At 43.7% G+C, this 15,590-nt stretch carries 8 protein-coding genes; 7 read left to right on the top strand and 1 reads right to left on the bottom strand.

Translation table 11 applies throughout. From position 1 onward, the window contains the following. Nucleotides 1-155: 155 nt before the first annotated feature. On the bottom strand, nt 156-1,094 hold the full coding sequence (locus tag JWQ54_RS23480) for a metallophosphoesterase (protein WP_299590002.1): 939 nt from the start codon (nt 1,092-1,094) through the stop codon (nt 156-158). A gap of 168 nt (nt 1,095-1,262) precedes the next feature. Between JWQ54_RS23480 and JWQ54_RS23485 the strand changes: the two genes are divergently transcribed. From JWQ54_RS23485 to JWQ54_RS23515, 7 genes are all read left to right on the top strand, one after another. Next, complete coding sequence (locus JWQ54_RS23485) at nt 1,263-1,820, top strand: phage tail protein (RefSeq protein ID WP_299590003.1); 558 nt, start codon at nt 1,263-1,265, stop codon at nt 1,818-1,820. Between the two features lie 54 nt (nt 1,821-1,874). Further along, complete coding sequence (locus tag JWQ54_RS23490; RefSeq protein ID WP_299590005.1) at nt 1,875-2,411, top strand: phage tail protein; 537 nt, start codon at nt 1,875-1,877, stop codon at nt 2,409-2,411. Between the two features lie 291 nt (nt 2,412-2,702). Beyond that, nucleotides 2,703-3,248: a phage tail protein gene (locus JWQ54_RS23495; RefSeq protein ID WP_299590006.1), complete on the top strand. Its 546-nt coding sequence runs from the start codon at nt 2,703-2,705 to the stop codon at nt 3,246-3,248. 6 nt (nt 3,249-3,254) lie between these two features. Next, nucleotides 3,255-4,415, top strand: coding sequence for an ABC transporter substrate-binding protein (locus JWQ54_RS23500; protein ID WP_299590007.1), 1,161 nt, complete (start codon nt 3,255-3,257; stop codon nt 4,413-4,415). 10 nt (nt 4,416-4,425) lie between these two features. After that, nucleotides 4,426-8,862, top strand: coding sequence for a cadherin-like beta sandwich domain-containing protein (locus JWQ54_RS23505; protein WP_299590008.1), 4,437 nt, complete (start codon nt 4,426-4,428; stop codon nt 8,860-8,862). Nucleotides 8,863-9,148: 286 nt separating this feature from the next. Next, a complete protein-coding gene (locus JWQ54_RS23510) occupies nt 9,149-9,406 on the top strand; it encodes a hypothetical protein (protein ID WP_299590009.1) in 258 nt (85 codons plus the stop codon). A gap of 111 nt (nt 9,407-9,517) precedes the next feature. Then, a partial coding sequence (locus JWQ54_RS23515; RefSeq protein ID WP_299590010.1) for a cadherin-like beta sandwich domain-containing protein occupies nt 9,518-15,590 on the top strand: 6,073 nt, incomplete at its 3' end.

Here is a 15,590-nt window from a genome sequence, read left to right on the forward strand (position 1 = left end):
TGCCTCCGTAAAAAAACCCAACATTGCCTGTTGCAATGGTAGTAATTCATACCGGTAAATGCTCCATCCGGTTAATGCTAAACGTCAGTTTTCGCCGTAGTGTGCATACCATGTAATAGAGGGATTCAAATTGAGGCAATGCATGCCGCATATTACTAAACCGCCCTTATTGTGCCAATAGCGTTTAATGATGCTGCAAAGGTTTTGTTTTCGGGTTTACCCGGGATAAGATGCATAGCTGTTACTTGTGATTTTTGCTTTTGGTCATCAAAGTTATAATCCATTTTGCCCATCATTAGTCCATCAAAGCCGGCCTGGCACAAAAATATTTCATGGTGCAGGCTATTATTTAACAATGTTGGCCCATGTGCTATTTTACGGTTATCACCGCCGATGATCATATCAATATTTGCCGATTGTTTCGCGAGCTTCTGATTATCGGGAATATTACCTGCTTTATTATTACCCAGGTGAGAAATACAAATAACAAGGTCGCAATTTTCGTCGTTTTTTAACAGAGCGGCCGTTTTGTTGGCGCATTTTATTGCATCATTATAAATAATACTATCATCAGGCTGGCCAACGCCGGTTATGCCTACTTTTAGCTTGCCTGTGTTGACAACTATATAAGGCTTTACAAATTTACTTAGCGTATAATTAAGCTGATAGTTACAATTAACCAATGTAAATTGCATTAGCGGTGCCAGTTGTGCAAGGTAATCCTCGCCTTTTGAAAGCTCATGGCTACCAATTGCAGCAGCATGGTAGCCCACACTGTTCATTGCCTCTATTACCTTTTTATGTTCGGTATAAGTTTGGGTTTTATTTAAAAAGCTTCCTCCATCAAGCAGTAACCCTTTGGCGTTATTGTTTGATAGTGTACTTTTTATGTGGTTTAAGCCTCCCATATTTTTATAGGCAGCACTTAAATTGCCGTGCAGATCATTAGTATGATAAATAGTAATAGTATTATCAGCTGCAGGTGTGACCTGGATATTTTTAACTGCTGCTATAGAAGCAAATGGCTTATTTAGTGCAACTGCACCGGCAAGTAATGAAAGCTGGCCTATAAAACGCCTGCGTTGATTGGTCATAATTAACAGGGATATGTGATGTTTAAGTAATATCGATTTAAAGGTAATAATGATTTTGATATTTTTTAATAATAAGCGTTTTTTTTAAATGATTATCCGCAAAATATTTTTTTTAATATTAATGTTTATTAAAAAATAATTAGATTTGGCATTCAATCTAAAAACCTTATGGATCCTTTTGTCGCACAAATAATGTTATGCGGATTTAATTTTGCCCCAAGGGGTTGGGCTACCTGCGATGGGCAATTACTGCCTATAAGCCAGAATACGGCCCTGTTTTCTCTTTTAGGGACTTTTTATGGCGGTAATGGGACAAGTGTTTTCGCATTGCCTAATCTGCAGGGGCAAGCTGCTGTAAACCAGGGACAGGGAAACGGACTAAGTGACTATTTTTTGGGACAACAAACCGGATCACAAACCTATACCTTGCAGACATCAGAAATACCAACTCACACGCATAGTTTTTCTGTGTACTCGGGGCCTGTTACTGCTGGCGATATTAAAAATACGGCATCAGGCAATAGCCTGTCGCGCGGGCTCTCAACAGGTTCGGGCCCACATGCTGTTACCACTAAATTATATGCTACGGATATTGCCAGTAATTCAGTTGCCCTTCAAACTGAACTTGCTGCAGCTGGCGGAAACCTGCCATATAAGATTATGCAGCCTTATTTAGTGCTAACTCACATTATCGCAATGCAGGGTGTTTTCCCGTCACGCACATAATACAATAACGTTAAATATACCATCTGATAATATAATAGTATGGACCAACCTTTCATGGCTTCAATTTTTTTGATGAGCTTTAATTTCGCACCCAGAGGGTGGGCGCTTTGCAACGGGCAGTTTTTGCCGATAAATCAAAACCAGGCGCTGTTTTCTCTTTTGGGGACTGTGTACGGGGGCAACGGGCAGACAACTTTTGCACTGCCTAATTTGCAGGGCCGGGTACCTGTTCATACAGGAAATGGTTTAATACTAGGAGAAAAAGCAGGAGAAGAAAGTCACATATTAACTTACAGTGAGCTGCCGGCGCATACACATGATTTTAAAGTAAGCACTGGTGTTCCAACGGAAGTCATACCAACTGTAAATGTGTCATCATTGGCTCAGGGGCCAGTAACAGGTGTTGGCGCCGATGCTTCAAATATTTTTTTGTATACCAATACGCCCCCGGGGGCCGGCAATCAGCTTGTTAGCCTGCATCCGGCAAGCGTTGGCAACAACGGTGGCAGCCAGGCACATAATATAATGCAACCATATCTTGTATTAAGCTATTGTGTGGCGCTTCAGGGTATTTTCCCATCCCGTAATTAATTAAAAAAACTATAATCCGGGTGGAATTAAACCGAGGCAATTTAATGCCAGATGCCATGTTTAGCAAATGCTATTATGGTTTTAATAAAGTGTTACAAGGGGCTGTATCTTAAACGAATTAATATTATTATTAAATAATAATTAATCCAGTTGAGAAATAGCGTTTAATGGTAAAATTTGATCGGGATAATTAACTAATATTATTGTCCATAAAGTGCAGCACTTTTAAAAAATATATGTATCAATTTAATAAGGGATAAATCCTAATTATTTTATTTAATCTATTAATTTATGCAACCATTCATAGGCGCGATCATTTTATTTGGCGGCAACTTCCAGATCGCCGGCTGGTCCTTTTGCGCCGGCCAGCTAATGCCGATATCTGAAAACGATACATTATTTTCACTGATTGGAACCACCTATGGCGGGGATGGCCAGGAAACTTTTGGTTTGCCTGATCTGCAGGGAAGAGTTGCAATCCATATGGGGCAGGGGTCCGGTTTAAGCAACCGTGTAATTGGGGAGCAGTCCGGAACAGAATCAGTAACACTTACTACAAATCAAATCCCGTCACATAATCACAATGCATTAGTAAGCCCCAATATTGGTACTACGGGGATCCCGGTTGCCGGCACCTATCTTGCAACACCTTATATCGCTTCCGGGCCCAATGCTACATCATTAAAAATTTATAATGCCAATGCGCCTGATACCGTGATGTCAAATCAGATAATTGGTCCCGGGCCGGGTGGTAACCAGCCTTCCTCTATTATTCAGCCTGTTTTGGGTCTTACTTATCTTATATCCTTGTTTGGGATTTTTCCAAGCCAAAATTAATATTAAATGAAACGGCCGCTAAAAATTGGTTTGTTATCCCCTTATTCAGGCATTTACCCGTTTTATTCTGCACATTTAACAGCGGGCATACTTTTGGGTATGAACCTTGACCCCTTCAGGCAAAACCAGGTACAATTTATACCGGCATATACCAAATTGGGTTCACCTGCCGCTACACAGGAAGCTGCCAATAAATTAATTTTTTTCGATCAGATAGATATTCTTTCAGGTTTGATCAGTTATCAATCAGTACCTGATCTTATCCCGGCAATTGAAACCCACAAAAAACTGGGCTTCTTTTTTGATATGGGCGAGTATATTCCATATTTTAATCATTTAAGCCCGGATATTTTTTACTCTTCGCAACAGATCTGGCAAACGCAATATGCACTGGGTAACTGGGCACATAATGAATATGGCGATACCGGTATGATGGTGATGCCGCTGTATGAATCGGGCTATCATTTAAGCAACGCATTCAGGCATGGGGCGGGTGATGCAGGCTCAACCCAAATGTTAAGCCATATTTTCCCAAATAAAACCGGGTGGGGGCAAGCCGAACTCGATGTTTTTTTTGATGAAGTAAAAAAGTATGCGCCTTCATACGTGCATGCCATATTTACCGGCCAGCAGGGCAACCAGTTTTTAACCGCCTGGTGCAATTCGGGCTATCATAAGCAGATCCCTCTTTTAGTTGCCGAGAATATGGCTTATGATGATGTGCTGCGCGACGTAGCCCACCTTGATCTTGAATTATATTCAGCTATATCATGGAATTATGATTCTGAAGATATAAGGAACAGGGAGTTTGTAAAAAAATTTGAATCAAAAGGCGGGCAAAAAGCAAATATTTTTGGTTTGCTTGGCTATGAAGCCGGCCTTGCGCTAAATGCAGTGAAGCCACAGCTTGAAAAACAAGACTGGGATGGCGCGAAAGCCTTGTTGCGTAAAGAATCATTAAAAGGGCCGCGGGGCGAACGTAATTTTTATCCGCAGTCAGGGTTCTCCTTGCCAATTACTGATATAGTACGAATTAAAACAACAACAAATAAGATTTATAAAACAGTCGTAAGTCAGGGTAACGGCTTAAAGTTCGATTCAGCGAATTTTAAAGCGATACACGAAGGTTGCTTAAGTGGCTGGCAAAATCCATATATGTGTATCTAAACCAAACTTTATGAAACAAATCTTTACAAAAGGGTTTTACATTATTTCAGTAATTATTCTTTTAGCGGGAGCAACGCTTCCTGCCTGGGCGCAGCCTGTACTTACTCATTCAAACGTTGAAGCCGGCTTTTTAAACAGCGGTTTAACCAAGGATGTAGCAGGTAACATATATGTTATCCATGTAAAACCGGGTACGGGCGGTGTAAAGGGTGAGGTGTTAAAGTATACAAACGGCACCGGGACCGGGTTAAGTATTTATACGCTTGCATCTGATGGTAATGATACAGGCACTGGCGGTGATATGCCATGGGGAATTGCAGTTACCAGTAATGGTACTGTTTACGTTACAACGGATTTTACAGCAAACGGAGGTCAGATTATAAAGTTGACTTCTAACAGTGGCACAAGTGGTACATTTTATACGCCGAGTGTTTTCAGGCATGGCTCATATTACTCTGCATTAGCAGTTGACGCAAGCGATAATTTATATGCTGCACAATTGGATGGCACCCATGCGCATTATGCGGTTTACAAGCATCTAACAGCAACAGTTGACAGTGTGCTTTTATATGACAATTTAAGCAATAATCCAGGTAACTCATTTCCTACTGGTCTGGCTGTATCGCCAATTACCAATGATATTTATGTTACCGACGATTTTAACCAGGACGGAGCTTTTCCAAATGATAAAGGCGGCATTATCAGGTTAGCGGCAGCTAGTTCATATGCTGCATCTGTTTTATCAACAAATAACTTTGCTACAGCTCTTGCGTTTGATGTTGCAGGTAACCTTTACAGTTCAGAGAACAGCGGCACCGGTTATAAACTGGTTAAATATACCGGTGGTTTAGGCACACCAACAGTTTTATCAACGGCTTTGCATTTTAATGGCATTTTATATCCGTGGGGTATAGCCATAACAAACAGTGTTAATATTTTTGCCGGTGATGGCGATGGCAGCCTGGGCGGTGCTGTTTTACATTTTTATGGTACCCCTACTGTACAGGCAAGCACAGTATCATTTACAAATATAAATACAACTACCGCTACTGTTAACTGGACAGGCGAGGGTAACGGTACCAAAAGAGCGGTTTTTATATCGCAGGCAACAAGCGGCAGCCCCGTACCTTTAAATAGTACCACCTACACAGCAAGCACAGTTTTTAGCACCGGTACAGGCCCTGGCGCCTGGCATTGCATCTACAATGGAACCGGACAATCATTAGTAAATATAACTGGCCTTACCGCAGCAACTCAATACCAGGTAATGTCTGTAGAGTATAATGGACTGGCAGGCTCTGAAAACTACTTGACCACAACCACTGCAAATAACCCGGCAAATTTATATACCAACACTACGGTTACATCTGTTAACAGGAAGGCTCTGGCTGCAAACCCAACCAATGCAACATCTGTTAATTATACGGTAACATTAGGTGCGGCTGTAACAGGCTTATCAACCAGTAACTTTGATTTAACAACTACCGGAACTATTACCGGCGCAAGTGTAAGCTCGGTAACAGGTACCGGACCGGCATATACTGTAAATGTAAACACAGGCACCGGTGATGGCACAATACTATTAAATGTAAACAATGCTACCGGGTTATTACCAGGGATAAGCTCGTTGCCATATACCGCGGGTCAGTCATTTACAGTCGACAAAACTCCGCCTACTTTGGCAATTACAAGCGATAAGGCGGCTTTAAAAATTGGCCAAACAGCAACTATCACTTTCACTTTTAGTGAAGATCCTCTATCAACCTTTGCCTGGGATGGCGCCACTGGCGATGTGGTAATTTCGGGTGGTACTCTGGGAGCAATATCAGGTACCGGCTTAACCCGTACGGCTACCTTTACTCCAACTGCCAGTACCAATGGCGGCACTGCAAGCATTACAGTGGCTGCAAGCTCATATACCGACCTGGCCGGGAACGGCGGCGGTGCGGGCACAACGCCTGCTATCAGTTTTGATACACAGGCACCCGCAGCACCATCAACACCTGATATGCTCGCAGCAAGTGACTTTGGCACCTCATCTACAGATAATAAAACAAATTTAAACACGCCAACTTTTACCGGCACTGCCGAAGATGGTTCAACAGTTACTTTATATGATACTGATGGCACAACGTCGCTTGGAAGTACAACTGCTACAGGTGGTAACTGGTCAATAGTCAGTTCAATACTAAGCGCTGGGGCTCATACTATTACGGCCAAGGCGACGGATGCGGCAGGCAATACCGGCCCGGCCTCTTCCGGTTTGGCAGTAACTATTGATATAACCTCGCCAACCGTTAATATAGGCAGTTCTTCGGTAGCATCAATTGGCGCCGGTGCCGGAAGTGTAACTTATGATATAACTTATGCAGATAATGATTTTGCTTCAAGTACACTTGCTGCAAGTGATGTATCACTTAACACAACAGGTACAGCAACAGGTACTGTGGGCATCACCGGTTCCGGGACAACACGTACTGTAACTATTTCGGATATTGCAGGTTCAGGTACAATGGGCATATCTTTGGCCGCCGGAACTGCAACAGATAATGCAGGAAACTCAGCGCCTGCGGCGGGTCCGTCAGGTACTTTTACGGTTTATTCAAACGATGCAACACTGTCTGACCTTACCACAACCGCAAATAATTTAACACCTGCTTTTGACAGCGGTACATTAACCTATACGGCAACAGCACCGAATGCAACTACCTCGGTAACAGTAAGGCCAACGGCGGCTGATGCCGGTGCAAGCATACAGGTACAAGTAAATGGCGGCGGCTATGTTGCTTTAAGCAGCGGCACGGTGTCATCAGCACTTGCATTAAATGTAGGCGATAACCCTATTGATATACAGGTAACAGCCGAAGACGGCACCACGATAAAGACCTATACGATAACAGTAACCCGTGCACCATCCGCCAATTCCATACTAACCAATCTTAAGTTAAGTCCACCGGTAAACCGTACATGGGTACCAGGACCTAACTTTAGGGATTATGTGGCAACTGTAAGTAACACTGTTACTTCGGTTACCTTAACCCCAACCACGCAGGACCCTACAGCTACAATAACGATCAATAATATAGCGGTAGCATCAGGTACACCATCAGGAGGCATAACACTAAACGCAGGTGATAACATCATCACCACTGTAGTAACCGCACAGGATGGAAGCACAAAAACCTATAACATAACAGTCACCCGTTTAAAATCGGCAAACGCTATATTAAACTCGCTTTCGTTTAATCCTTACGTAACCCGTACAACAGTAACCGGAACTCACTACAGGGACTATACAGCAACAGTAGATAATGCGGTAAGCTCGGTAATGGTAACGCCTGTAACCCAGGACCCGACAGCTACCGTAAAGATCAATAATGTAACGGTAGCATCCGGATCCGCATCAACCGCTATCCCGCTGAGTGTAGGAACAAACACTATTACCACGGTAGTAACCGCAGATGACGGAACAACTCAAAACACCTATAGCATGGTGATAACCCGTCGGCCATCCACCAATGCCTTATTAACCTCACTTTCGTTTGATCCGTTTGTAATCAGAACCACCGTATCCGGAACTCACTTCAGGGACTATACAGCAAGCGTAAAAAACAGTGTAGCCTCAATAGCGGTAAGCCCTGTAACCCAGGACCCAACAGCTACAGTAAAAGTTAATAATGTAACTGTAAGCTCAGGGTCGGCGTCAGCCCCTATTCCGCTAAATATAGGAGACAACACCATTACCACGGTAATAACGGCAGGCGACGGAACAACCCAAAATACGTATAGCATAGTAATTACCCGCGAAACAACTGCCTTATTAACTTCGCTTACGTATAATCCGTCAATATCGGTAACCACGGTACCAGGCTCTAACTTTAAGGATTACACCGCAAGTGTAACTAATTCAGTAAGCTCGGTTACGGTAAGGCCTGTAACACAGTATTCTACCTCAACAGTGAAGGTAAATGATGTAACAGTAGCGTCAGGATCAGCTTCAGCATCTATCCCGCTAAATGTAGGAGATAACACCATTACTACGGTAGTATCTGCAGCAGGTGTAACAACCAACACTTATAGCATAGTGATAACCAGGGCAGCACCAGACGGACTTGCATCCTTATACGATGAAAAACTGGTAGCCGTAGCCCCGGTTAGAAGCAACGGGATTGTGGTACATCAAAACCTTTCGCCAAACGGCGATGGAAACGGCGACGTGCTGGTGATAGATGGCATAGCCGCTTACCCTGAAAATACATTAACCATTATGAACCGTAATGGCTCGATGGTATACCAGGCAAAAGGTTATGACAATACAACAAAAGTGTTTGATGGGCATGCCAGCAATGGCAAACTGCAGCAGGCCGGAACTTATTTTTATTCATTAGATTATAAAGAAGGGAATGACCTGAAACATAAAACCGGGTTTATTATACTTAAATATTAAGGATTAAGACTTGTTAGTCTTAATCAATTTGATAAAAGCAAGGGTAGTTCTTACTCTTGCTTTTATTGTTCTTAGCATATGTTGAAGCTGTTTTATTCTTAGCCTGAAGGTAATTAATCGCTAACCTTTAATCTAAAATGACAGAACCATTTGATCTGCATTAAATTCATTTAAAGGGCTCTTAAAGAGCCTTTTTGCGTTGTGGTTCATCAGGGTGATAGTGTAATGGATTAAGTTAAAACAGGTATATTTAAAACTACTTCGTTATAATAATACAGATCACATCATGAAAATAATTCTTTGTGTCCTGATGCTTATGAGTGCGGCTATTTTGACTCAGGCACAGGAGGGGCCTTTGCCTTTGTATCCAAACGGTGTGCCTAATGCTAAGCCTGTGCCGGCAACTTATATTGAAAAAAGTAATAATGGATTGGTAAGCTGTGTAAGCATATCAACTATTACACCTTATTTGCCTGCAAATGGAATGGCAAATGGTATAGTCATATTGATATTTCCCGGCGGGATAAATAGTGTAAAAAGGTAAAGATGCATTAGAGATTAAGAAGTACTTTTATTGCGATTTTTTAAATTAAAAGGTGATGTGCTTTGTGTAGTTTTGCCTTTAAATCAACCAAAATGTTATCACACAATTAAAATGAATGCAAACCTACTTTCATCACGTAAATCATTTTTAGCAATCCGGCATTTCGTTAAGGTAAGCTTATTGATAACTACTGCTCTTTTTGGTGCGGGTATTACCTTATATGCAGTTGCAAAAGCAGGATCAAAAGAAAATTTTGCGAACAGGCATTACGTTTATAATACCGGCAACCATGTAGTAAAAAACGGCACATCTTATACAGCATCAAAAAAAGCATGGTTCACTAATACGCCAGTAGCGCCAATAATCAACTATGGAAGCCATCATATAACCTTTCACCAGGGTACAGCTGTTTCATTAACGCCAACAAGCAGTGGCGTAGGCGCACCCGGTGGTTATAGCGACCCGGTTGTAGTAGGCACAGGGTTATCATCAGGGGCGGCAGGAATAGCTTTGGATGCAGCAGGTAATATGTATGTTGCCGATGGAGGCACAAACAGCATAAAATTAGTACTGGCCGATGGCAGCAATACAACAGTTATTGCTTCGGGGATATTTAACCTGCTCGCTGATGTTGCCATTGATTGCAATGGCAATGTATATGCTGCTGACCAGCAAAATATATGGGAAATACCGGCAGGCGGCGGCAGCCCTTTTACTGTAGGTTCGGGTTTCACTGAGCCTACAGGGGTGGCGGTTGACAAAGCAGGCAACATATATGTAGCTGATTATGATTTCGGAATTGGAGCCGCCGCCGTTTATAAAATGGCGAATGATGGTACCGGTATAACCCGAATTGATAATGGAATATCAGGAGCTTCTAAAATTAAACTCGATATTGCAGGGAACGTGTATGTAACTGATTTAAATGCAGGAAATCTGTATGAGATCCACGCAGACGGCAGCCCACAATCGCTTTTAGCCACAGGCTTTAGTTTCCCATCCGGGTTAGCGGTTGATGGTTTTGGCAATGTGTATGTGGAAGATAATAGTACAAAAAAAACATATAAAGTTGTGCCTGGTGGCAGTACACCGGTTGATTTGGGTATTTCCTTGTCTTCGCCGCTGGGGATTGCTATCGATGCTGCCTACAACCTGTATATAACAGATGCTAACGAAAGCGGCGTAAATAAAATCTCGCCGGCAGGTGGTTATTTTATAAGCGCGCCATTACCGGCAGGCTTAAGCTTTGACAGTACAACCGGCACCATCAGCGGCACGCCGACAACGCTTACCGCCGAAAAGCGATACATTATTACTGCTTACAATGGGGCGGGCGGCGTTTCTGATACGCTGCGGATAAAGGTTAATGCCCCCGTGCCGGTAATTAGCTATACCAACCCGCCTGTTTATACAGCAGGTACAACTATTACACCACTTGTGCCAACCGCCAGCGGGGTTGATGCGCCGGGTTATGCCGCGCCCGGACTTGTGGCTAATGGGTTTTTGGCCCCTTTAGGTATAGCGGCAGATACATTAGGAAATGTATATGTTGCCGACAAAGGGAACAACCTGGTAAAAAAGATCAATGTAGATGCCGGAACATCGGTATGTATGGGTTCGGGTTTTAATACACCGTCTGGCGTGGCGGTAGATGCTGCGGGGAACATATATGTTGCAGATTCAGGTAATGGTTTGGTTAAAAAAATCCCGGCAGACAATAGCGGAATTGTGAATATTGGGACAGGGTTTAATGTGCCGGTTGGCGTGGCGGTTGATGTTGCCGGGAATGTCTATGTAGCTGATGCGGGCAATGCTGCGGTTTATAAAGTACCTGTCAGCGGTGCCCAGGTAACTATGGCTACGGATTTTGATGATTTAACAGGTATTGCTGTTGATCAGCATAGCAATGTATACGTTTCTGACGGAAGCGCATCATCGGTATATAAAATACCGGCTAAAGGCGGCGGCGCGGTAGATATAGGCTGCCTGTTTAATTTTCCTGCTAATGTTGCGGTGGATGCTGCGGGCAATGTATATGTTGCTGATGGGTACGATAGCCATGTATATAAAATTGATGGCGGAAGAGGTAATCCTGTAAATACAGGTTTCACCTATGATTTTCCATCGGGTGTTGCAATAGATCCATCCGGGAATTTGTTTGTTGCCGATGCATCTGCAAATACGCTTTATAAGGTTACCCCATCCGGTGGCTATAATTTAAAAACTGCCTTGCCTGCCGGGTTACGTTTTAATGATACCACGGGTACTATAAGCGGTAAACCTACTGCGGCTATTGCTGCTGCAAGCTATACCGTTATTGCCTATAACGCAGGCGGCGGAGCTTCGGCTTCCTTTAGTATTGAAGTTGATAATCCTCCGGCTCCAACTATAAGCTATGCTAGTTTACAAACCTACACGGCAGGTACTGCTATTACACCGCTTGCACCAACTGCCAGCGGTGTGGGTGCCCCCGGATATAATAGCACCCCAATTACTTTAGCCGCGGGCTTTAATCAGCCGGGCGGCACAGCAATTGATGCTGCGGGTAATGTGTATTTTGCCGATTCGGGCAATAATAAGGTAATGATGTTACCGGTGGGTGGTGGCCCAGCTATTGAACTAGGCAGCGGGTTTGTCTTCCCTACAGGAGTTGCATTAGATGCCGCCGGTAATATATATGTTGCCGACCAGGGCAATGGATTAGTAAAAAAAATGCCAGCAGGTGGCGGAACGCCGGTAAGCATAGGCACAGGATTTAGTGGCCCGGGCAGTGTGGCGGTAGATGCCGCAGGCAATGTATATGTAGCCGACTCAAGCGATGGAACCGTTTACAAGATATGTGCAGGAAGCGGAAATACCGTACAACTGGGTGGCGGGTTTATTAGCTTAACAGGTATTGCGGTTAATGGAAAAGACAATTTATATTTTACCGATGGCGGCGACCATGCAGTGTATAAGGTTTCTTTGGCCGGAGGTATTCCTTATAATATCGGGTGCTATTTCAATTATCCATCAGGCATTGCAGTTGATAATTCGGGTAACGTATATGTAACCGACAGAGACGATAATACATTATACAGGATAACAAAAGGCGGTAACAAGCAGGTGCCAATAGGCACGGGTTTCAACGCCCCGACTGGTGTAGCCGTTGACGCAATGGGCACTGTTTACATTGGCGATACCGGGAATAATGCCATTGAAAAACTTATACCCTCCGGTGGATATTTTATCAGTACGGTTTTACCGGCCGGCCTAAAGTTCAGTGGAACCACAGGGACCATCAGCGGTACACCAACCGCGGTAAGCGCTGCAAAAGACTATAAAATTACTGCTTACAATTATGGCGGCAGTGCTTCTGCCACTGTAAATATTAAGGTTGTTTTACCGCCCCCGCCAACTCTTAGCTACAGCAGTCCTATGATATATCCTGTAAACGTTGCAATAACCCCGTTAATGCCAACTGCCAGCGGTGTAGCCGCTCCCGGCTACAGCAATACTTTGGCAGTTATAGATACCGGATTTAATTTCCCGATAGGATTGGGATTGGATCACGCAGGCAATATTTATGTTGCCAATGCGGGAAACGACACTTTATATAAGATTCCGGTCGGAGGGGGTACCCGCACAAGCGTTGGCTCTGGTTTTACCGGCCCCACCGGGGTAGCATTTGATGCTGTGGGCAATATTTATGTGGCAGATGCCGGGAACAGTATGGTTAAGAAGATCCCTGTTGGCGGCGGCGCCCCGATAGAAATAGGCTCTGGGTTTAACAATCCGGCAGGTATTGCTGCAGATGCCGCAGGTAATGTTTATGTTGCCGATCAGGGTAATAGCGCCATTTATAAGATAGCCGCCGGTAACGGACAGGTTACTACAATAACCTCAGCAATAGCCATCCCTACAGGTATTGCAATTGATGGCGCAGGTAATATTTATGTAACCGACCAAAGCACCGGTTTTATATTTAAGCTGGCAAAGGGCAGCAATACCCCGGTGGACATGGGTTATACATTTAATGCCCCGATAGGACTGGCAATAGATGCTAACGGAAATTTATATGTTGCTGATGCTTCCGTTGGCCAGGTAAAAGAAATTCCGGCAGGTGGCGGTGCACTGGTTACCATAGGCGGATTTTTTATTCCGGTCGGCGTTGCTACGGATAATGCCGGTAACCTGTACGTTTCTGATGCAGGGGTTAACACCGTTTATAAAGTTAAACCCGGTGGCGGCTATTATATCAGCCCGGCTTTGCCTGCCGGTCTTAGCTTCAACAGTGCTGCAGGAACCATCAGCGGCACTCCAACCGCACCCAGCCCTGCAGCAGATTACACCGTTACAGCGTATAATTTTGGAGGCAATGTTTCGGCTGTAATTAATATTAAAGTATCATCAAATAATGCATTATTAACATCGCTTAAACTTAATCCGGTTGCAACGATGACTGCCGTGCCCGGCCCTGATTTTAGAGATTATACCGCAACTGTAAATAACACAGTTGCCTCCGTTACTTTAAAGCCCGTAACACAGGATCCAACATCAACTGTAGAAATTAATGGAGTTGCAGTAGCGTCAGGCACAGCTTCAGCATCTATTCCACTACAGGTTGGCAGTAACATAATCACCACGGTAGTAACTGCGGAAGACGGAATAACTACCAAAACCTACAGCATAGCAGTTACCCGTTCGGTGGCGACCAATGCATTGTTAACCTCGCTTTCGTTTAATCCTGTTGTGACCAAAACTACGGTACCTGGCTCAAACTTCAGAGATTATACAGCAACTGTAAGCAATAGCGTCAGCTCCATTGCGGTAATAGCTGTAACCCAGGATTCAGTATCCACCGTAAAAGTTAATGGCGTGGCAGTGGTGTCGGGTGCTACGTCAGCATCAATCCCTTTACAAGCAGGTGCAAACCTAATTACTACTGAGGTAACTGCAGGAGACGGGATTACATCAAACATCTATAGCATAGTAATCAACCGCCAGCCGTCTACCAATGCTATATTAAACTCGCTGTCGTTTGATCCTTATGTAACCAGAACAGTAGTATCAGGCGCAAATTTCAGGGATTATACAGCAACAGTAAAAACATCGGTAAGCTCCGTTACCGTAACTCCTGTAACGCAGGATTCTACTGCTACAGTAAAAATCAATAATGTAACGGTAGCATCAGGTGCGGCTTCAGCATCTATCCCATTAAATATAGGCGATAATACTATTACAACAGTAGTAACCGCGGGAGATGGAACAACTAAAAACACTTATAGCATAGTTATAACCCGGGAAGCTAATGTGTTATTAACCTCCCTTAAGCTTAACCCTGCTGTAATGTTAACCACGGTGCCAGGCCCCGACTTCAAAGATTATACGGCAACTGTAAATAATATTGTAAGTACTGTTACGGTAACTCCGGTAACGCAGGACCCAACATCAACAGTAAAAGTTAATGGCGTATCTGTAATATCAGGCGCAGCATCAACAGATATTCCGTTAAATGTTGGTAATAACACCATTACCACCATTGTAACTGCGGCTGATGGCGTAACAACCAACACTTATAACATAACTGTAACCCGTGCATTACCATCTAATGCCTTATTAACTGCGCTAACATTTAATCCTTCTATAACCAAAACTGCAGTACCAGGTACTAATTTCAGAGATTATACCGCAACAATAAGTAATTCAGTAAGTTCGGTTACGGTAAGCCCGGTAACGCAGGATCCAACATCTACCGTAAAAGTTAACAATGCAACAGTGGCATCAGGCACGGCATCGGGCTCCATTTCATTAAATGTTGGTGATAACACCATAACCACAGTAGTAACGGCAGCAAACGGTATAACCACCAACACCTATAGCATGGTGATAACCCGCCAGGCACCGGGCGGACTTGCATCCTTATATGATGAAAAGCTGGTAGCTGTGGCGCCGGTTAGAAGCAATGGGATTGTGGTACATCAGAACCTATCGCCAAACGGTGATGGTAACAGCGATGTGCTGGTTATAGATGGCATAGCCGCTTACCCGGATAACAAATTACAAATCATGAGCCGCAATGGCGCATTGGTATATGAAGCAAAAGGGTATGACAATGCAACAAAAGTATTTGACGGGCACGCAAGCACAAATGGCAAGTTGCAGCAGGCTGGTACTTATTTTTACTCACTGACATATAAGGCAG

The organism is Mucilaginibacter sp. (assembly GCF_028288225.1).
Taxonomy (GTDB): Bacteria; Bacteroidota; Bacteroidia; order Sphingobacteriales; family Sphingobacteriaceae; genus Mucilaginibacter.

Bases quoted from the DNA above. Each gene is read 5' to 3' on its own strand.
- JWQ54_RS23480 (WP_299590002.1), bottom strand. From the start codon at position 1,094: ATGACCAATCAACGCAGGCGTTTTATAGGCCAGCTTTCATTACTTGCC.
- JWQ54_RS23485 (WP_299590003.1), top strand. From the start codon at position 1,263: ATGGATCCTTTTGTCGCACAAATAATGTTATGCGGATTTAATTTTGCC.
- JWQ54_RS23490 (WP_299590005.1), top strand. From the start codon at position 1,875: ATGGCTTCAATTTTTTTGATGAGCTTTAATTTCGCACCCAGAGGGTGG.
- JWQ54_RS23495 (WP_299590006.1), top strand. From the start codon at position 2,703: ATGCAACCATTCATAGGCGCGATCATTTTATTTGGCGGCAACTTCCAG.
- JWQ54_RS23500 (WP_299590007.1), top strand. From the start codon at position 3,255: ATGAAACGGCCGCTAAAAATTGGTTTGTTATCCCCTTATTCAGGCATT.
- JWQ54_RS23505 (WP_299590008.1), top strand. From the start codon at position 4,426: ATGAAACAAATCTTTACAAAAGGGTTTTACATTATTTCAGTAATTATT.
- JWQ54_RS23510 (WP_299590009.1), top strand. From the start codon at position 9,149: ATGAAAATAATTCTTTGTGTCCTGATGCTTATGAGTGCGGCTATTTTG.